The organism is Pseudonocardia sp., from assembly GCF_050250275.1.
Taxonomy (GTDB): Bacteria; Actinomycetota; Actinomycetes; order Mycobacteriales; family Pseudonocardiaceae; genus Pseudonocardia.
This window is the reverse complement of the sequence record NZ_JBFWOY010000012.1, coordinates 1-18514: the sequence shown is the minus strand read 5'-3', so window position 1 is coordinate 18514 and position 18514 is coordinate 1. Positions and strand designations below refer to the sequence as shown.

General features: G+C 69.4%; 14 protein-coding genes. 6 read left to right on the top strand and 8 right to left on the bottom strand.

Annotation, left to right across the window (positions count from 1 at the left end; genetic code table 11):
• Positions 1-64 precede the first annotated feature (64 nt).
• The 3 genes from AB7F12_RS12860 to AB7F12_RS12850 form a co-directional block, all read right to left on the bottom strand.
• Positions 65-1114: an LLM class F420-dependent oxidoreductase gene (locus AB7F12_RS12860; protein WP_428499451.1), complete on the bottom strand. Its 1050-nt coding sequence runs from the start codon at positions 1112-1114 to the stop codon at positions 65-67.
• A gap of 120 nt (positions 1115-1234) precedes the next feature.
• Complete coding sequence (locus AB7F12_RS12855) at positions 1235-2755, bottom strand: class I adenylate-forming enzyme family protein (protein ID WP_428499450.1); 1521 nt, start codon at positions 2753-2755, stop codon at positions 1235-1237.
• A gap of 265 nt (positions 2756-3020) precedes the next feature.
• On the bottom strand, positions 3021-4373 hold the full coding sequence (locus AB7F12_RS12850; protein ID WP_428499449.1) for an FAS1-like dehydratase domain-containing protein: 1353 nt from the start codon (positions 4371-4373) through the stop codon (positions 3021-3023).
• Between the two features lie 374 nt (positions 4374-4747).
• On the opposite strand from AB7F12_RS12850, the gene AB7F12_RS12845 reads away from it, so the two are divergent.
• From AB7F12_RS12845 to AB7F12_RS12835, 3 genes are all read left to right on the top strand, one after another.
• Complete coding sequence (locus AB7F12_RS12845) at positions 4748-5593, top strand: enoyl-CoA hydratase/isomerase family protein (RefSeq protein ID WP_428499448.1); 846 nt, start codon at positions 4748-4750, stop codon at positions 5591-5593.
• Positions 5594-5661: 68 nt separating this feature from the next.
• A complete protein-coding gene (locus tag AB7F12_RS12840; protein ID WP_428499447.1) occupies positions 5662-6456 on the top strand; it encodes an SDR family oxidoreductase in 795 nt (264 codons plus the stop codon).
• Positions 6457-6742: 286 nt separating this feature from the next.
• On the top strand, positions 6743-6955 hold the full coding sequence (locus AB7F12_RS12835; protein WP_098959359.1) for a biotin/lipoyl-binding carrier protein: 213 nt from the start codon (positions 6743-6745) through the stop codon (positions 6953-6955).
• A gap of 611 nt (positions 6956-7566) precedes the next feature.
• On the opposite strand, the gene AB7F12_RS12830 is transcribed toward AB7F12_RS12835, so the two are convergent.
• The 5 genes from AB7F12_RS12830 to AB7F12_RS12810 all read right to left on the bottom strand — a co-directional run bounded on the left by AB7F12_RS12830 (position 7567) and on the right by AB7F12_RS12810 (position 14609).
• The gene (locus tag AB7F12_RS12830) at positions 7567-8718 is read right to left on the bottom strand and encodes a CaiB/BaiF CoA transferase family protein (protein WP_428499446.1); all 1152 of its coding nucleotides are present in this window, start codon (positions 8716-8718) and stop codon (positions 7567-7569) included.
• A gap of 20 nt (positions 8719-8738) precedes the next feature.
• Positions 8739-10049 carry a CaiB/BaiF CoA transferase family protein gene (locus tag AB7F12_RS12825; protein WP_428499445.1) on the bottom strand — a complete coding sequence of 437 codons (1311 nt, stop codon included), beginning with the start codon at positions 10047-10049 and terminating at the stop codon, positions 8739-8741.
• Between the two features lie 10 nt (positions 10050-10059).
• Complete coding sequence (locus AB7F12_RS12820) at positions 10060-11472, bottom strand: carboxyl transferase domain-containing protein (protein ID WP_428517036.1); 1413 nt, start codon at positions 11470-11472, stop codon at positions 10060-10062.
• Between the two features lie 35 nt (positions 11473-11507).
• On the bottom strand, positions 11508-12938 hold the full coding sequence (locus tag AB7F12_RS12815; protein WP_428517934.1) for a carboxyl transferase domain-containing protein: 1431 nt from the start codon (positions 12936-12938) through the stop codon (positions 11508-11510).
• A gap of 267 nt (positions 12939-13205) precedes the next feature.
• A complete protein-coding gene (locus tag AB7F12_RS12810; RefSeq protein WP_428502494.1) occupies positions 13206-14609 on the bottom strand; it encodes an acetyl-CoA carboxylase biotin carboxylase subunit in 1404 nt (467 codons plus the stop codon).
• 373 nt (positions 14610-14982) lie between these two features.
• On the opposite strand from AB7F12_RS12810, the gene AB7F12_RS12805 reads away from it, so the two are divergent.
• The 3 genes from AB7F12_RS12805 to AB7F12_RS12795 all read left to right on the top strand — a co-directional run bounded on the left by AB7F12_RS12805 (position 14983) and on the right by AB7F12_RS12795 (position 18177).
• On the top strand, positions 14983-16122 hold the full coding sequence (locus tag AB7F12_RS12805; RefSeq protein WP_428502495.1) for a CaiB/BaiF CoA transferase family protein: 1140 nt from the start codon (positions 14983-14985) through the stop codon (positions 16120-16122).
• Positions 16119-17360: a CaiB/BaiF CoA transferase family protein gene (locus AB7F12_RS12800; RefSeq protein WP_428502496.1), complete on the top strand. Its 1242-nt coding sequence runs from the start codon at positions 16119-16121 to the stop codon at positions 17358-17360. The genes AB7F12_RS12805 and AB7F12_RS12800 overlap by 4 nt, the downstream gene beginning before the upstream one ends.
• Positions 17361-17865: 505 nt before the next feature.
• Positions 17866-18177, top strand: coding sequence for a hypothetical protein (locus tag AB7F12_RS12795; protein ID WP_428502497.1), 312 nt, complete (start codon positions 17866-17868; stop codon positions 18175-18177).
• The last annotated feature ends 337 nt before the right edge of the window (positions 18178-18514 follow it).

The following is an 18514-nucleotide window of genomic DNA, read 5'->3' as shown; positions in this document are numbered from 1 at the left end:
CTGTGCACCGAACCAAAGCCGCCTCCAGGCACGACGTACCCACCGCCGCGGCCCGCGGGGCCGTTCACGCGAGTTCCTTGAGCGAGGCGATCGTCTGCAGCCGCGTCCGGTGATCCTCGCCCAGAGGCGTCACGTTCAGCGTCGACACTCCGGATTCGGCGAAGGCCGCGACCCGCTCGGCCACGCGGGCCCGAGGGCCGATGAGACTGACGCCGCGCACGAACTCGTCGGGCAGAGCTGCGGCGGCCTCGGCCTTGCGGCCCGACAGGTAGAGGCCCTGAACGACCTCGGCCTGCCTCGCGAAGCCGTAACGGCCGGCCAGGTCGAAGTAGAAGTTCCTGCCCTTCGCGCCCATGCCACCGACGTAGAGAGCGAGAAAGTCACGGATCCGTCGCAGCGCGCGCTCCTCGGCCTGCGGATCGTCGGTGATCAAGGCGTGCGTGTCGGCGATGACCTGGAGCGGCCCCAGCCCCGGATCGCGCCTGCTCGTCCCCGCGGCGAGCGCTTCCCCGAAGGCCGCCTTGCTCCCCTCGGGATAGTAGAAGACCGGCTCCCACGCCTCGAACAGCTCCGCGGCCAAGGCGACGTTCTTGGGGCCCAGTGCCGCCAACATCATGGGCACCCGCGGTCGTACCGGCTTATTGATCATCTTCAACGGCTTGCCCATCCCACTGCCGCCGCGGTCGGGCTCGAGCGGCAGCTGGAAGTGCCGGCCGTGGAACTCCAGCGGCACCTGCCGCCACGCCATGCGGCAGATCTCGACCACTTCCCGCGTTCGGGCCACCGGCTCCTTGTAGGGCACCCCGTGGAAGCCCTCGACGACCTGCGGACCCGACGCCCCGATGCCGAGCATGAATCGGCCCTGCGACACGTGATCCAGGCCGGCCGCAGTCATGGCCAGCAGCGCCGGCGTACGCGAGAAGACGTTCAGGATGCCGGAAGCGATCTCGAGGGTCGTGGTCCGCGCGGCCAGGAAGCCGAGCTGGCTGACCGCATCGAAGGTGTAGACCTCGGCCACCACGACCAGGTCGAGTCCGACGGATTCGTACTCCACCAGCACCGAGGCGGCTTCCATGAAGCTACTGCTGTACGACAACGGCATCCCGATGCGCATCCGACCTCCGATCCACGTGACGGCCTCCGCCGCCTGCCTCGCCGTCCACACGCTGCCTGCGCCGCGAGCCGCGGAACGCGAGGCCACCCGCCTGCGTGCCGCACCCCGTATCGGCAGTGCTCAGCCCGTCTCGCCTCCGACGGCGCTGGGCTGCTCCGGCGGCGCGGCCGACGCGCGCGGCCCGGCGACCAACAGCGGCTCGAGCAACTCCCGGAGCGCCGGGCGGTTCACCTTGTAGGAGTGCGTCTGCGGCAACGCGTCGACCACCTGGACCAACACGGGCACCTTGTACGGCGCCGCCTGGCCACGGACCCAGTCCTTGAGCTCCTGTTCGGACGGCGCATCGGCACTCGCCACCAGTGTCACTGCCGCGGCAGGTACCTGCCCGAGCCTGGTCTCGGGGAGGCCGACGGCCGCGGCGGCACTCACCGCCGGGTGGGCCGCGAGGATTTCCTCGACCTCGCTGAGCTGCACCTTGAATCCTCCTCGGACGATGACGTCGTCGATGCGGCCCTGGATGTAGAGGAATCCGTCCACGTCCATCCGCGCCAGGTCGTTGGTCCGGATCCACTCGTTCGTCCGCTGCGGTGCGGACGGCGACCGGACCTCGAGCAGGCCGACCTCGTCCACCGCCATCACTGCGCCGCTCTCCTGGTCGACGATGCGCAGCGCGATACCGGGTCGGGCACGACCGACGCTTCCCCGTTTCCGGTGCGCCCACTCGCGGTGCTCTTCCGGCGTCCAGCCGGAAACGGTCCCGCCGAACTCCGTTGCGCCGTAGTTGTGCAGGACCGCGATGCCGAAGCGGGCCTCGAACTCCTCCTGGAGCGACGCCGGGACCGGCGCCGAGCCGGTGGGCCACGCCTGGATGCTGGACAGATCCGACGGGTCGATGTCCGAGGCGAGCAGCATCCGCATCGCGGCCGGCGGTAGCCCGATGTAGGTCGGTCGGTGCTCCCGCACCAGTGCGACCCAGCCGGGAATGTCCAGTCGCTCGAGCAGTGCCAGGGGCCGCCCCCCGCACAGGGACCGCAGTACGACCGACAAGCCGGTTATCGTCACGCTGGAAAGGGCGTTGATCACGACGGCGCCCGCCGGTCGTACGCGCGGTACCGGCAGATCGCCCCACGCCAGCGGGATCCGCTTGGGGGGGCCCGTCGTCCCGCTGGTCGGGATGACGATTGCGGCGCCCCTGGGCCCCGTGACGCCCGGGAGCGCCGCCTTCGCCCGGTCGCCCGGTCGACGGGTCGCGGTGAGCGCGCCATCCGCCGAGCCCAGCTCGACCCCCCACGACACTGCCGCCAGCTCCGGCGACCAGTCGTCGGCGTCGGCGAGGACCGCCACGACGCCACACCGCGCGACGTCGGCCGACATTGCAGCCGGAGGCTGGACGGGCGAGATCAGGAACGTGGTTCTCCCCAGGTCGAGCAGCCCGAGCAGGGCACCGATGCCGGACGGACGGTTGCGCAGCACGAGCGCTACCGGTCCGGCCGGCGCGTCGGCCAGCTGCTCCCCCAGTCGGACGCCCAGGATCGCCAGATCGCGCCACGACCACCAGACACCGTCGAACTGGACGGCCCGTTCCTCACCACGCGCGGCGAACAGCGCGCGCATCCCCTCACGGAACGCTTGGGCAGCCACGGACCCGGATTCGTCCTCGTCGGCCGACTGCGCAGGGATCCTCGAACCGGGCGATGTCATACGGCCACTCCCACAAGCAACTCGGATCCTGTGTCGGTCGGAGCCCGGCGCACACCGATGGCTCCTCCCGTCGGCACCTGGCATCCACCAGGCGCCGGTACTGCAGCGACGGACGCGACGGCGTCGCTGTCATCACGGTGCGATCGAGCCCGGTCCCCGGTACGCGCGGACCTCGCCGCGAACACCGGCGACGCGGACGGCACCGTCAGCTCACCTCGTCCGTCGACCGGGCGAGACGTTCCACCTCGCCGCGCAGCACGTCGAGCGGTGAGGTCGCGGGGGGCGCGGGCAGCTGGAAGGCGCCCTCCTCACGCGAGGGCAGGAGGACGACGGCCGTGCCCGAGGACGTCACGAGTCCACGCTGGTTCTTGCACCGGATCTCGAGGGTGACCTCGCGGTGGGAGCCCCGCCGGTCCTTGCGCACCACGGTGCCGCGCAGCCAGGTCGTGTCCCCGATGTAGTTGAACTTCCGGTGCTGCACGTGCAGCTTCCACAGCCAGCTGTCGTCACCGGACCAGTTGTTCAGCAGCTGAGCCAGCCACGTCTCCCGGAGCGCGCCGTAGTCGTAGCAGGCCGCTCCACCGACCTTGCGGGCCCAGTCGGGATCCCAGTGCATCCGCTGCACGATGTCCCACACGTTCAGGGTGTTCTTCGTGTAGAGGCCGGGCGACTCGCGACGTTTGCGCCGAGCCAGTCCGAACGCGTGCGTGGGGAACGACTGTCCGAACCCGGCGTGCCAGAGGATGACATCGGTCAGACGGAGCGGACCCTTGACGATGGCCGGGAGGTCCTCGCCCTCCTGGACGTCCTCCCAGTAGAGCGGTTCGGCCCCGCGCCGCCGCTCTGCGTCGTACGCGGCGTCGATCCTCGCGAGGTACTCGTCGGTGTACGGCTCGGGCGCGGGCTGGATCGCGCGCTGGCCGTTCCCGTCCGGTGTGGCTTCCTGGTCGACGTGCTTGCGCTCGGCCCGAATCCACGTGCCGCGCTGCAGGTGCACGATCTCGTTGGCCTGGTTCCAGCTCACCACGCCGAAGGTCGAGTGGACCGCCCGACCGCCCCAGGAACTCCGCTTGTCCGCGACGCCGACGAGCGACCGCTTGGCGAAGAGTCGGTCGCCGATCCGCTGTGGTCGGTAGAACTCGTACTGCAGCTCGGATTGGAGTGCACCGGTTCCCCGGATCGGGTCGCCCTCCATCTCGGCGGCGAACTCCGGCTTGAGCCGGCGGGGCGGCTCGTCCCCGCCCCCCAGCCGAATGTCGTCCTGCATGGTGAACATCGGCCAGACGAACGTCGGAGGCGCGATCAGACCCTCCCACCGCGTCGCGGACGCGTACTCCTCGTCGCAGTACAGCGGGTTGTCGTCGCCGTAGCCGTTGACGAAGTGCCGAATGCCGTCCGGCGTGACCTCGTGGTTGAAGCCCCAGTACTCCGGACGCCAGTCGGCTGCCTCCGCGGGATCGACCGGCAGGAAGTTGTCCGGATCCAGATCGATGCCGGGCCGTCGCCGAAGCGCGGCGACCTTCTCATCGGTGATCTTGCCGAAGTCGGGATCGGGCACCGTCGCTCCTCGTTGCTGCTGATGGACGCATGGCACTGCACAGCCGGCCCGTCGCCAGGCAGGGACGGATCAGGTTAGGCTGATACACTTTCGTCAGAGTGTTAGCCTGGTTATATAGCTTGTCAAACAATAGCCATGATTCGGGGGGAGGTTGCTCGAGATCCGTGCAGAGCGGCGGCCGGCCGCCGCTGCGCGCGCGCACTCCGCGGGGTCACGGCTGCGGACCAGGCAGCCGAAGGATCGTCCGACGCACACCTGGCGGCCGGTACCTCTCTCCCCTGCCGCGGAGTGGCGGGAAGGTGACCGCCCCGCCCCGAGGGACGTCGCGACGACATCCGACCGTTGACCGCGCATCGTCTCCACCGGAGGACCGCATGACCAGCTTCGACACGATCACCTTCGAGGTCGCCGAGCACGTGGCGACGATCACCCTCAACCGGCCCGAAGCCCTCAACGCCATCAACACGCAGATGCAACTCGAGCTCAAGACGGCGTGGGACGAGGTCCACTTCAACGACGACATCCACGCCGTACTGCTGACCGCGGCGGGCGACCGCGCCTTCTGCGTCGGAGCCGATCGATCGGACATGGGCGAGGTCAGCGCACGACGCAGCACCAGGGTCGACGACCCGTCCAAGGCTCATCTGCGCGGAGGCGTCGTCCCCGGGGCACCGGGGGCCGAGTCGACCCTGGAGCTGAACGTCTGCCCCAAGTCGATGGGCGCCTGGAAGCCCGTGATCACCGCGGTCAACGGGATCGCCTGCGGCGGGGCCTTCTACATGCTCGGCGAGTCCGACATCATCATCGCCGCGGAGCACGCCACCTTCTTCGACCCGCATGTCACCTTCGGCATGGTCGCCGGATACGAGTCCGTGCACATGCTGCAGCGCATGCCTCTCGGCGAGGTCCTGCGCATGCAGCTGATGGGCAGCCGAGAGCGCCTCTCCGCCGGGCGCGCCCACCAGATCGGCCTGGTCTCGGAGGTCGTGCCCGCCGATCGCCTGCACGAGGCGGCCTGGCACGTCGCCAGCACGATCGCCGGCTACGCGCCCGGCGCGGTGCAAGGGACGCTGCGGGCCATCTGGGCGGCGCGCGAGCTCCCGAAGTCTGTCGCACTGCAGCTGTCCCCCCAGTTCATCGGCATGGCCAGCCTCGACGACTGGGCAGCCGGCCAGCGCACGTTCGAGAGCGGCAAGCGGGCGGAGTGGCGGCTGCGGTGACCCCCCACCGGGTGGTGTCTCACGCATGAGCCCGCCCCCGGGTCCACGCACTAGGAATCGGAGTTGCCATGGAACTGGGGATGCACGGACGAACGGCCGTCGTCTGCGGCTCGTCGAAGGGCATCGGACGCGCGATCGCCGAGGCCTTGGCGGCGGAGGGCGTGAACGTCGGCGTCGTCGCGCGTAACAAGGACGGCGTCGATGCCGTGGTCGCCGGTATCGTCGCCGCCGGCGGCCGCGCTGTCGGGATCGATGCCGACCTTTCGACCCCACAGGGCGTCGAGCGAGCGGTGTCGGTCACCCGCGCCACGTTCGGGCGGATCGAGATCGCGGTGTCGAACGTGACGCCGCCGCCTCATCGCTACCTCTTGGACGAGTGCACCGACGCAGACTTCGACGACAACTACAACGTGCTGCTGATGCACCCGGTGAACCTGACCAGGGCAGTCGTCGACGACATGCGCGCAGCGCGGTGGGGCCGACTGCTCAACGTCGGAACGATCCTCGCCAAGGAGTGGAACCCCGCGACACCGCTTCTCCTCTCCCACACGTTCCGCCCGGCACTCCTGGGGTTCCAGAAGTCGATTGCCCTCGAACTCGGCCCATCAGGAATCACCGTGAACACGCTCGGCGTAGGAGCCATCCGCACCGAGCGGATGCGAGAGTCGATGCGGAAGATCAACCCATCGCTGGCCGAGGACTGGGATGCGCTCGACGCAACGGTCTCCCAGGACATCCCGGTGAGACGACTCGGGCGGCCGGAGGACGTCGCCGCCCTGGCCACCTTCCTGTGCTCGGCTCGCGCCGGGTTCATCACCGGCCAGCACTACCTCATCGACGGTGGGGCCGTCCGGTCGTTGTGACACCGGCCGCGGCCGGTACCGCATCGTGCGGCCCCGATCCACCGCAGGCCACGGCGCTTCACGACGGACCGGACCACGATTCGGTCGACTGATCAGAGTTCCCCGGTCCCGCTCCGAGGAGCCGAACGCACGTCGGACACTCGCTGATGAGCGCCCGGTCAGGCCGACCGAGGTGGGCTCGATCGGCCGATCTTGAAACAACCCCGCCAATCAGGATACTGTTTTAGGACGAGTGGGTGCAGCGCGATCCTGCCGCATCCGAGCAGACCGACAAGGGGACGACAGCATGATCGAGGTGCGCTCAGAGATCGCGGCGATAGTGTTCGAGGTCGCGGTGGAAGCCGGGCAGCAGGTCTCAGCCGGGGACATGGTGGTCGTGCTGGAGTCGATGAAGATGGAGATTCCCGTCGAGGCGCCGGCATCAGGATCGATCGCCCGACTGTGCACCGAGGTGGGAGCATCGGTCGCCGAAGGCGATCTCATCGCCGTCATCGCCTGACTGCCACCTCCGCGCCCTTCCGGAGGCGCTGCCGCGTCGGACAGAGAAATTTCCGTGCCGTCGCTGCGCGTGCAGGCCGGGCGGGACGGCTGATCGGCGCCACGGCGAAACGGCGCGAGGCCGGCGGGCAACCGGCGATCTCGCCGATATCCATGGGCGGTGCGATGTCGTGGGCGACCCGCGCCCTCGGCGGCGGCCTGTGCTGCGCCGGGGACACCATCGGCCGCAGTTGGTCGTCGTCGCGGCCGAGCCGGTAGCCCCAGCCGACCGGCCCGGAGCGGATCCGAGCGATCCCGCCGTCCACGCGGGCGCGCCCGAACACGCGCCGGGCCAGGGTGAGGCGGCTGAAGCTGCCGAGCCGGTCGAGGCGGTGAGCCCACCCGGGCAGTGACGGCGTGCGCGGCCAGATCAGGTTCCGTCCGGATCTGCTGCCGCACGGCGGCCTGATCGGGCCGGCCGAGCCACTTCTCCGCCAACGCCGTCGTGCCGATCAAGCCAGCTCCCACGTCCGGGGTCGTGCCACCCAGACCTGATCACCCGGCCGGTTCCGGCAGATTCTGGAATGGGAGAAGCGCCGAACATCCGGCCGCACAACGTGCGCCAGAACCGAACTACGTGAGCGCCCACAGCTCGTTGGCGGAACCGAGCAGCGGGGCCGGCCGGGTGATCCGCCACGGGGTCTTGCTCATGATGAAGGGCGCGCCGGGCTGGACGTAGGAGCCCGCCTCCGGGTGCTCGACGTGGGCCAGGAAACCTCGGGCGATGTGCTGGGGTGACTCGAACAGGTCCGGAATCTCGGGGATGTCCGCGATGGCCAGCCGACGACGCTGGCCCTCCTCGACGAGCCATCGACGGTCGTGCTGCAGGGTCCACCGAACGATGCGTTCGTTCAGCTCACCGGTCCGACGCGACACCCGGAGCTTGCCGATGCTGTCGAACTCCGGGTCCTGCAGCACGTCCTCCATCCCCGTCCACGCGCAGAACGTCTTCCAGTCGCGGTCGAAGAGCAGGTTGATTCCCACAGAACCGTCTCGGCACGGCACGATCATCGACGGGAGTTGCAGGTGTCCGGTCCGTTTCCACACAGCCGTCGGACCGCCCTGGCTGGCTCGGTATACCTCCTGGCCCGAGCACGTGATCATGACCTCCATGGCGGACACGTCGACGTGCTGACCCACTCCCGTGGCGGCGGCGTGATGGTGGGCGATCAGCGTGGCCCCCGCCGCACAGGCACCGGTGATGTAGAGGGACAGGTTGGCGCCCGACTTCAGCGGCTCGCGATCGGGCCGCCCCCCTTGCACCATCCAGCCGCCGATGGCCTGGCGGACGATGTCCGGCCCCTTCCAGTGGGCATACGGTCCGAACTGCCCGAAGGGCGTGACCGACGTGACCACCAGGCCGGGATTGATCGCGGCCAGTTCCGCGTAGCCCAGCCCCCAGGAGGCCATTCGCCCGGGCGCGAAGTTCTCGATCACGATGTGCACGGAGGCGCACAACGCGCGGAGCACCCGCTGGCCGGCGGGGCGCGTGATGTCGAGTGTGATGCTCTCCTTGTTGGCATTGAGATACAAGAAGTGCGCACTTCGTTCCGGGTCCGGCTCATCATCGGGGAACGGGCCCCATGCGCGGCTCGGGTCCCCCGCGAGCGGCTCGACCTTGATGATGCGAGCACCGAGGTCACCGAGCATCTTCGTGGCGAACGGGCCGTCGATGCCGGTGGTGAGATCGAGGACCGCGACGCCGGACAGGGCTTGGTTCGTCATGGGTGGGTTCTCCGGGGGGATCAGCCGAGCACGGTCGGGACGCTGCCGATGATCTGCTCCGCACGCAGGGCTTCCAGCTCTGCGGCATCGACTCCCGCGAGCTCGCGCAGGATGCGCTCGTTGTGTTCGCCGAGCGTCGGCGCCGGCATGCGGATCGATGCAGGCGTGCGCGAGAACTTGGCCCACATCTCGGTGTGCGCCTGGCGGCCGACGTGGACGCGGTCGACGTAGGTGATGAAGCTCCGGGCGGCGAGGTGCGGATCGGTCAGGAAGTCGACACCGCTCAGCACCGGGGCAGCCGCGACGCCGGCCGCCTGCAACTGCTGGGCCGCTTCGTGGTCGGTCCGCCCACTCGTCCAGGCCCCGATGCCGGCATCCAACTCCAGCTGCGCCTCGAACCTGCCGTGGTAGTCCGCGAGATCGGTGCGTTCCGCCCAGTCGTTCCGGTCGAGGAGTCGGCACAGCGCCTGCCATTCCTCGTCGGTGCCCACCGACACCACGACCCACCTGTCCGACCCGACCGCCGGATAGCACCCCTGCGGCGCCATGAGGGTATCTGCGTTCCCGATCCGCGCCCAGGTACGACCGTTCCACCCGTAGTCGATCATGGGTGCTCCGAGGAACGTGGAGATCGCTTCCATCTGGGACAGGTCGATGTGCTGGCCACTGCCGCTGCGCTGGGTCCAACACAACGCGGCCATCAATCCGACGAGGCCGATCATGCCGGCGATGCAGTCGGCGCCGGCGCAGCCCCACAGGGACGGGCCGTCGTCGGGGTAGCCCGTGAGAGGGGGGAAGCCCGCACTCTGTTCGGTCGGGTAGGCGAAGCCGACGAAGTCGCGCCACGGCCCCGTCATCCCGTACGCCGGGAGACTGATCATCGTCATCCGTGGGTTGATCGCGGCCAGGTTCGCGTAGTCGAGCCCGAACCTCTCCATGACCCGGGGCGTGTAGTTCTCCACCACCACATCGGCCTCGGCCACCATGCGACGGAAGACGTCCCTGCCGGCGTCGCGGGTGAGGTCCAGGGTCACGCCGAACTTGTTCCGGTTCACGGCGTTGTACAGGGGCGAGATCTCATAGCCCGGTGTTCGATCGTCGCCCGTGACGGTCAGGCGGGCGCCGCCTGCCCGCCACCAGTCCGGCGCCTGGATTGCTTCGATCTTGATGACGTCGGCCCCCATGTTCCCCAGGACCTCGGTCAGTGCGGGGCCGGCCCAGAACCTGGTGAGATCAAGCACCTTCAGGCCCTCGAGCGCTCCGGGCCCCGCGCCTTCCTGCCGGTCGTCGTCCGACGCCGCGCTGTCCGTCCGTCGATCTGCGATGCGCATGGAGGGCCGCCTACCAGGGGTCGATGGGGCTGAGTTCTTGCGTGGGGGGGAGGACCGATCCGCGGGTCAGGAACGCCGTTGCGAGATTCCGGGTGCGCGCGGGATCGATCACGTCGTCGGTGCCGAAGGTGCGCGCGACCGCCAAAGGTGAGCTGCGGTCACCCGTCGCTCCCAGGCCCACGACGCGAGCAGACGGCCACATGACCTGGATGGGCCCGCCGAGAAAGCGACCGAACCCGCCGAAGAGGACCTGCGCCACGCCACCGACCTGTCCGACGATCACCGTCATCGACGGCACGCGGATGCGCGACGTGGCGGAGGCGATGCGCGCAGCGTGGCGGAACAGCGCCGTACCGGCGGCTCGGCCTACCGGCACGGGCCCCGTGCTGTCGACCAACGTCAACAGCGGCAGTCCGAACGCGTTGCACAGCGCCATGAAGCGCGCGGTCTTGTCGCATCCGTCGGCTGTCAGACCACCCCCGTCGACGCGTGGATCCGTGGCGATGATCCCGATCGCACGCCCGTCGAGACGCGCCAGACTCGTGATCACGTTCGGCGCCCATGTCGGTCGGAGCTCGAACAGGCTTCCCTCGTCCGCGAGGTTCTCCATGATCAGGCGCATCGGCCGGGGGCCGGCTTGCTCCGCCACCCGACGCAGGTCGGCACCCACCGACGCCCGACCTTCCACGTAGGGCACCACCGGCCGGATGACGTACGAGCCGTACGCCCGGGCCTCGCCGATGGCATCGGCGTCGGTGCGGACGATCCGTTCCGCGGCGCCGGCCGCCTCGTGGATGTGCACGCCCCCTATCTCTTCCGGCGTGTACTCCAGACCCGTGGCCGCCTTGACGAGCGGTGGTCCCGCCACGCCGATCGCGGACCCCTCGGTGGCGATGATGACGTCGCATTCGCCGAGCAGGATCGCGTGACCGGCGAACGCCCGGCCGAGGGCGAGGCCGACCAGCGGGACCCTCCCCGAGAGGCGAGCCAGGCCCTCGAAGTCACCCGAGGACTTGCTCAGTCGGGCCCAGCTCATCTCCTGTGCTCGCGCACCCCCACCCTCCGACAGGAGGAACACAGGTGCGTCGTGGCGATCGGCCAGCAGGACGGCACGACTGGTCTTGGCGTGGCTGTTGATGCCCTGCGTTCCGCCGAGGACCGTGTAGTCGTAGGAGATGACGACCGAGGTGCGGCCGTGCACGTGTCCGAGGCCGACGACGACGGCGTCGGCCGGTCCGTGGAGCGCGGGATTGGCGGGCTCGACGAGGGCGCCGGACTCGATGAACTCGGCGTTCTCGTCGAGGAGGAGCGTCACCCGCTCCCGCGCCGTCAGCCGTCCCTTCGCATGCTGCTTCGCCACCGCATCCGGCCGCTGGGGGTCGAGTACGTCAGCAGTGCAGGCGGCGAGCTCGTCGATCGACATCGACGAACCTTCACCCGGCCGCCCCGAACCGCGCGTCACCAGGGATCCAGCGGGATGTGTGACCGGCGCGACGCGTCGGCCACGGGGAGCAGTTCGACCGCCGCCAGGAGCCGCGCGCGGGTGTCGCCCGGCTCGATCACGTCGTCGGCGCGGAACCGCTGGGCCACCGGGAGTGCCGAACCGTGGGACACCAGGTCCTGGTACAGCACCTGTTCGCTGCGACCACCCGTGGCCTGGGCGGAGGTGGTGGAGTTCGCGGTGATGGCTGCCGCTCCGGCCAGTCCCATGCCGCCGAACTCCGCCGAGGGCCACACCAACGTCAACGTCTGCCCCGGGCTGTGCTGACCCAGTCCCATGATCACCATCCCTTGCCCGTAGGCGCGGCGGACCGCGACGGTCAGCTGGGAGATACGCGCATGCACCTGCGCGAAGTACGGACGCGCCGAATGCCGGTTGATCGCGGAGTGCTCCGCCGCCGGACCGGCCAGGATCCCGGGTACGTCGGTCAGGTACACCATCGGCAGCTGGAAGCTGTCGCAGAGTCTGATGAACCGCGCCAGCTTGTCCGAGGCGTCGCTGTCCAGCGCGCCAGCTTTCACCATGGAGTGACTCGCGACCAGCCCGAGCGCGCGTCCTCCCACCCGCGCCAGTGACGTCTGCACGGACCCGCCGAACCGCTCGCTCAGGCGCAGCACCGAATCGGGGTCCGCGACCAGGTCGGTCAGGCGCCGGCCGTCCACGGCACGCCGCGGGTTGTCCGGTATCAGGCGAGCCAGCTCCTCGGCCACCTGCGGGTCCTCCGCCTGCTGCAGCGGTCTCCTCGGTGTCGCGAAGTAGTCGAGGTACTTCCGGACCACGGCGATCGCCTCGGCCACCGAGCCGACCCCGACGTTGACGGCGCCCTCGCGTTCGAGGGCTCCGACATCGGCGACGTGCGGCGCGTCGGAACCGGGGCCGGGTTCGTCCAGTGCCACCGACGCGCCGTGGACTCCGACGATCATGTCCGTGACGCCGAGCTCCAGGGCGCGGATGTCCCACACCGACGCGACGGCGACACCGACGAGAGGCACCCGTCCGGAGAGCAGGGCCAGTTCGTGGACGAGATCCCGACGTTCTGCGTAGTACGGCGGCTCGGACGGTCGGAAACCACCGCCTTCGGAGAAGAGTACGACGGCTGCCCCGGCGTGCTGGGCGAGTCGCAGGCCCCGCTCGATCTTGGCATGGGCCGTCGCGCCGTGGGTACCGCCGGCAGCCGAGCCGTCGTAGCTGATGGCCATTGTCGGCCGGCCGTGGACGACGCCCAAGGCCACGACCACGCCATCCCCCGGGGCGAGGACGTCGGCGGTCGCGGCGTTCGCATGCCGTCCGTACTCGACCGGACGGGTATGCGCGTCGAACAGCGCAACGACCCGCTCGTGTGCAGTCGGAGGCGGGACGGCGGGAGCGGCCTCACCGGTCGAGAGCACGGCGGTCCCGACCCGGCACACCGGCGAACCGGCGAAGCGGCTTGTGTGATCGCCGACCGACGCTCATCGTGCCCACCTCCAACACATCGGGTCCCGGACGAGTCTCCGCGCAACCCTCAGATATATAACCACAATAAGCAGGTGATCTCGGTTTTCCAAGTCTCACGATGGCGGCCCGAGAGCAGGCCGCAGGTTCGGTCGACTGTCGGATCGCAGGCGGCCGGCCGCGCGGGCCGCTCCCTCCGAGGGACACCGGGACCGGGTGGGTCACCCGTCCCGGCCACCGCCGTCGACGACCGGTGATCCGCCGCCGGGCGTGACCTGCGTGGCCCTGAGCCATGCCTTGTCACCGATCAGGCCGCGACACGTCTCTCCCGATTCCCACTGCTTCGTATGCAGGAGTGCCCGGTGGAACGGAATGAGCGTCCGAACACCGGTGATCGAGAACTCGTCCAGTGCACGGATCATCCGCAGGGTCGCGTCGTGCCGGGTGCGGTCCCAGACGATCAGTTTCGCGATCATCGAGTCGTAGCTCGGCAACACCTCGCTGCCCGCCTCGACGCCGGAGTCGACGCGGACGCCCGGCCCGGACGGCGCACGGTAGGTCTCGATGCGGCCGGGAGCCGGCAGGAAGTTCCGCGCGGCGTCCTCGGCGTTGATGCGGCACTCGATGGCGTGCCCGCGGAACTCCACATCGTCCTGGCGGAAGCTCAACGGCTCCCCCGCCGCGATCCGGATCCCCTCCTTCACGATGTCGATTCCGGTGACCGCCTCCGTGACACCGTGCTCGACCTGGATCCGGGTGTTCATCTCCATGAAGTAGTACCTGCCGTCGTGGAGCAACCCCTCGACCGTTCCCGCTCCCCGGTAGCCCACGGCTCGGGCCGCCTCGACCGCGACCTCCCCCATCATCGCGCGCAGGGACGGGTCGACGACCGGTCCCGGCGCCTCTTCGATCAGCTTCTGGTGGCGTCGCTGGACGCTGCAGTCGCGTTCACCGAGATGTACGACATCCCCGAACTCGTCGGCGAGGATCTGGACCTCGACATGGCGTGGGTCCTCGAAGTACCGCTCGAGATAGACGGACTCGTCGCCGAAGAACCTCCTCCCCTCATCAGCCGCGCCGGCCAGAGCGGAGGGCAGCTCCGTCACGTCCCGCGCGACGCGGAAGCCCTTTCCGCCACCGCCGGCCGCGGCCTTCACCGCGACCGGGAACCCGATGCTCCGGGCGGCGGCGGCCGCCTCGGCCGCACCGGTGATCGGATGGAGGGTGCCGGGGATGACAGGTACTCCTGCCTCGTTCATGATCTTGCGCGCCTGGGTCTTGCGCGCCATCCGCGCGATCGCATCGGCCGGCGGCCCGATGAAGGTGATGCCCAGGTCGGCGCACCGGCCGGCGAAGGTGGCGTTCTCGGCCAGAAATCCGTACCCCGGGTGGATCGCGTCGGCGCCGACCTGCTGTGCGAGATCCAGGACGGCGTCGATGTCCAGGTAGGCGGCCGAACCGATCGACTGCGACATCTCGTGCGACTCGTCGGCCATGCGGGTGTGCAGCGACCCGGTGTCGTCGCGGGCATGGACCGCGACGGAGCTGATCGACATCTCCTTGAGGGCACGAAAGATCCGCACAGCGATCTCACCGCGATTGGCGACGAGCACCTTGTTGAACATCTGGACCACTCTTTCCCGAAGGGCGCTCGCGACCGCGACAGCGAACAGGCGGTCATCTGCGCGTGAGTTGCCGTCCCCACCGACAGTGAGCCCGGAGCCCGTGCCGAGCGACACGCCTCGGCCCGCTCCTTCTCGCGGGCCCGGCGGAAGCTGCCTGCCGGGCAGAGGCCTGCATCGTGCGGGCGCGTCGGTCCGCTCGTGATCAGGGGCCGCCTGGCGACGGATTAGCCACGTTGACCAAGTGTACTTTACTTACCTAGAGTCGGGCTCAGTTCGATCCGCCGACGACTCTCGCACGAGAGAAGGAGGGCCTCATGGCACGCAGCCCCGTCCTGCAGGAAGAGTCCGATCGCCGCCCGCTGGTCCCGTCTGCATGAGCGTCATGGCGGGCCTGCGGGTCCTCGAGACCGCCTCGTGGGTCGCTGGTCAGTACTGCGGGAAGCTGCTCGCCGATCATGGCGGCGACGTCCTCAAGGTGGAGCCTCCGGAGGGCGACCCCACGCGGCGTGCCGGGCCCTTCCCCGGGGAGACGCCCGATCCGGAACGCAGCGGGTTGTTCCTCCACCTGAACGCGGGAAAGCGCAGCTGCGTGATCGATTCGACGTGCGACACCGACCTGGAGGCGCTGCGGCGGATGGCCGCCTCGGCAGACGTCGTCATAGACGACGGACTCCTGGCGGCGGCCGGCATCGACTACGAGTCGTTGCGCAGCCAGAATCCGGCGCTGGTCCTGGTCAGTCTCAGCGGGTTCGGCGACGACGGGCCGTATCGCGATTTCCGGGCGAACGACTTCGCGATCTACGCCGCCTCCGGCTGGATCGCGGCCATGGGTAGACCGGACGAGCCTCCCGTGTATCCGGGGCGCGACTACCCGTTCTACATCGCAGCCCTCTATGCCGCCTTCGGGACGACGATCGCGCTCTACCACGCTCGACGATCCGGACGCGGGCAGCGTGTCGGCGTATCGGCGCTCGACGCTGCGATCTCGGTCGACTTCTACGAGACGACGTCCCACTCGTTCGGCGTGCCACTGCGGCAACGACACGGGTCGCGCATCTCGGGGGTCGCATCCTCGTTGCAGCCGTGCCGCGACGGATGGATCGCCCTCACCGTCAATGTCAACAGCGCCTGGGACGCCTTCTGCGATGTGATCGGTGCGCCCGAACTCGCCACGGGTCCCTTCGCCACTCCACAGTTGCGCCTCGCGAATGCCGACGCTCTCGAAGCGCGGGTGCGGGAGAAGCTGTCGACCCTGGCTGTCGCCGATGTGGTGGAGGCCTGCCAGGCAAGGCATGTCGCGGTGGCCCCCGTGGCGACCGTTGCGGACCTGCTGGATTCGCGCCAGCTTCGTGCCCGCGACTGGTGGCAGCGGGTCGCGCATCCGATGGCGGGCCCCCTGCAACACCCAGGGCCGCCCTTCCGCCTGCAGAAGGCTCGGTGGCGGATCCCCGGCCCGGCTCCGCTGCTGGGGCAGGACCAGGACTCTCTCGTGACGAACGGGTGGTCTCGATGATCTTCGAAGGCCTGCGGATAGTCGATCTCACCATGGGATGGGCAGGCCCCCTGTCCACGATGCTGTTCGCCGACTTCGGCGCTCAGGTGATCAAGATCGAAGGTCCGGGCCGACTCGACTGGTGGCGGCGGGGCAGCGCTTCGAAACCTCCGCCGGACATGCGCGATGCCGATGCGAAGGTCTGGGAGCGGAGTGCCCTCTTCTGCGGCGTCAACCGGAACAAGCTCGGCGTCACCCTCGACATGTCCTCGCCGCAGGGACGCGAGATCTTCGAGCGCCTCGTCGCGGTGAGCGACGTGGTCGTCGAGTCGTTCTCGCCGCGGGTGATGAAGAAGTGGGGACTCGACCACGAGCGGCTGGCCGAGATCAATCCGGGCATCATCATGATGTCACTCCCGGCGGTCGGCAGTTCGGGCCCCTGGGCTCACTACATCGGCTATGCATCCACCACCGAGGCGATGTCCGGGCTTCCCGCGCTGTGTGGCTACGACGACGCGCCGATCCTCCAGACCCCGTTCGTGGCCGATCCTCTCGGTGGACTCAACGGGGCGACGGCGCTCGCGTTCGCTCTCTACCACCGCGAGCTGACCGGCGAAGGCCAACGGATCGAGGTGGGGCAGCACGAAGGGCTGATTCCGCTGATCGGTCACGGCTTGATGGAGTACCAGCTCACCGGTGAGATACCGGCCCGCTCCAGTACGGGTGACAGCCGATTCGCACCCAACGGCTGCTACCCGTGCCAGGGCGATGATCGGTGGGTGGTCATCTCGGTGGCCACCGACGACGAGTGGATCAAGTTCTGCGGCGCGACAGGCCGGCCGGAACTGCTCGCCGACCCCGCGCTCCGGACCGCCCAGGGCAGGCAGGAGAACCGCGGCAGGATCGACGACCTGACATCGGAGTGGACGAGGCAGCACGATCGTCGCGATGCGATGGAGATCCTGCAGCGTGCAGGCGTCGTCGCGGCCGCGGTGAACAATGCGGCGGATCTCCTCGAGGACCCCCAGGTGACGGCAACCGAGGGCTTCGTCGAGCTGGACCGCGCAGTCGTCGGCCGCCATCCCTATCCGAGGGTCTCGGTACGGCTGTCGGAGACACCGGGCAACGCGGCGGAGCCGGCACCTCTGTTCGGAGAGGACAACGACTTCGTACTGCGCGAGCTCCTCGGGCTCGGCGACGACGAAGTGCGCGAACTCCGCGAACTCGGCGTCGTCGCCGAAACGCCGATGCTGAACTAGTGCGTCGCGCCAGAGACTGCGGCTCGAGTGGGTCGTCCGGCCCGCGGGCATGGGCGAACCGCGCGTACCTATCTACCTGGGTAACAAGATAAGTGACCTTGTTCGGAATGTCTTGCACTCACGGCGTCTCTCAGCGACAGTCTGAGTCGTGCCCATCGATCTGCAGACTCTCCGCGAGCGCGGCGGGGCCTACGCGCGAGCGGTTGTCGCCGGTGACGGCGACGTGCACCGGGCGGGCCGGGCCGCGGGAGCGAGTCCACTCGTGCAGCCGTCGTGGCGCGGACTGCCACGCCCGGCCGCCACCACCCTGGTCGTCGTTGCCACTGCGACAACCTGATCCGTCGCGCCCGCGTCGCTCCCCACCCACGGGCCTGCCGGTGTGCGCTCCGGTCGCGGACGGGGTGGCAACAGGTCCATGGGGAGTGGTCGGGCACGAAAGCCTGCCGGTGATTGGCCGTCGTCTCGCGCGTGCGGCCCGAGACACGAGCACAACGGAGACCCTGAGATGACTGTGATCAAGCCCGGTACCCGTCTGCGTAGCCAGGTCTGCCAGACCGAGGTCGTCATCGTGCGGGCTCCGGCGGAGCCCCTTTCCCTCACGTGCGGCGGCAAGGAACTCGTCTCCGTCGATACCCCGGTGCAGGCCACGGGGCCGGTCCCCGGTCACGACGGCGGCAACCAGCTCGGGAAGCGCTACACGACTGGAAGCGGTGGGTCGCTGGAGATGCTCGTGACGCGGGCGGGTGCGGGAACGCTGGCCGCCGATGACGTCCCGCTCGTCCTCAAGGAGGCCAGGCCGCTTCCTGCCAGCGACTGACCTGTACGACCTGCACGCGGGCCCGCGGGCGGATGCCGACACACGCGCGCGCCGCCGCAAGGGTCGCCCGCTCCGGCCGCCACCTCCCCTTGCGCGCACGACGTGCACGGCGCCGCTGGGGCCGGGGCCGGCCGTCTTCGCCCGCCGCGTCCAGACCATCCGCGGGCGGCGGTAGCCCTGACCCGGAGCTACTCGGCTACCGGCGCGACACTAGTGTCGTGAGTCGTTATTTCTTTGCTAGCTGGGTAGTCTTAGGTTCATGCCGGACCCCGTGGCTCCTGCAGTGACCCTGACCGACGCCGACCGTGACCAGCTCACTCAGTGGGCACGGCGAGCG

What these genes read in the sequence shown, in the direction of transcription:
- AB7F12_RS12825 (WP_428499445.1), bottom strand. Translation starts at nt 10,049, where the DNA reads ATGCGCATCGCAGATCGACGGACGGACAGCGCGGCGTCGGACGACGAC.
- AB7F12_RS12845 (WP_428499448.1), top strand. Translation starts at nt 4,748, where the DNA reads ATGACCAGCTTCGACACGATCACCTTCGAGGTCGCCGAGCACGTGGCG.
- AB7F12_RS12835 (WP_098959359.1), top strand. Translation starts at nt 6,743, where the DNA reads ATGATCGAGGTGCGCTCAGAGATCGCGGCGATAGTGTTCGAGGTCGCG.
- AB7F12_RS12795 (WP_428502497.1), top strand. Translation starts at nt 17,866, where the DNA reads ATGACTGTGATCAAGCCCGGTACCCGTCTGCGTAGCCAGGTCTGCCAG.
- AB7F12_RS12840 (WP_428499447.1), top strand. Translation starts at nt 5,662, where the DNA reads ATGGAACTGGGGATGCACGGACGAACGGCCGTCGTCTGCGGCTCGTCG.
- AB7F12_RS12820 (WP_428517036.1), bottom strand. Translation starts at nt 11,472, where the DNA reads ATGTCGATCGACGAGCTCGCCGCCTGCACTGCTGACGTACTCGACCCC.
- AB7F12_RS12830 (WP_428499446.1), bottom strand. Translation starts at nt 8,718, where the DNA reads ATGACGAACCAAGCCCTGTCCGGCGTCGCGGTCCTCGATCTCACCACC.
- AB7F12_RS12810 (WP_428502494.1), bottom strand. Translation starts at nt 14,609, where the DNA reads ATGTTCAACAAGGTGCTCGTCGCCAATCGCGGTGAGATCGCTGTGCGG.
- AB7F12_RS12800 (WP_428502496.1), top strand. Translation starts at nt 16,119, where the DNA reads ATGATCTTCGAAGGCCTGCGGATAGTCGATCTCACCATGGGATGGGCA.
- AB7F12_RS12860 (WP_428499451.1), bottom strand. Translation starts at nt 1,114, where the DNA reads ATGCGCATCGGGATGCCGTTGTCGTACAGCAGTAGCTTCATGGAAGCC.
- AB7F12_RS12805 (WP_428502495.1), top strand. Translation starts at nt 14,983, where the DNA reads ATGAGCGTCATGGCGGGCCTGCGGGTCCTCGAGACCGCCTCGTGGGTC.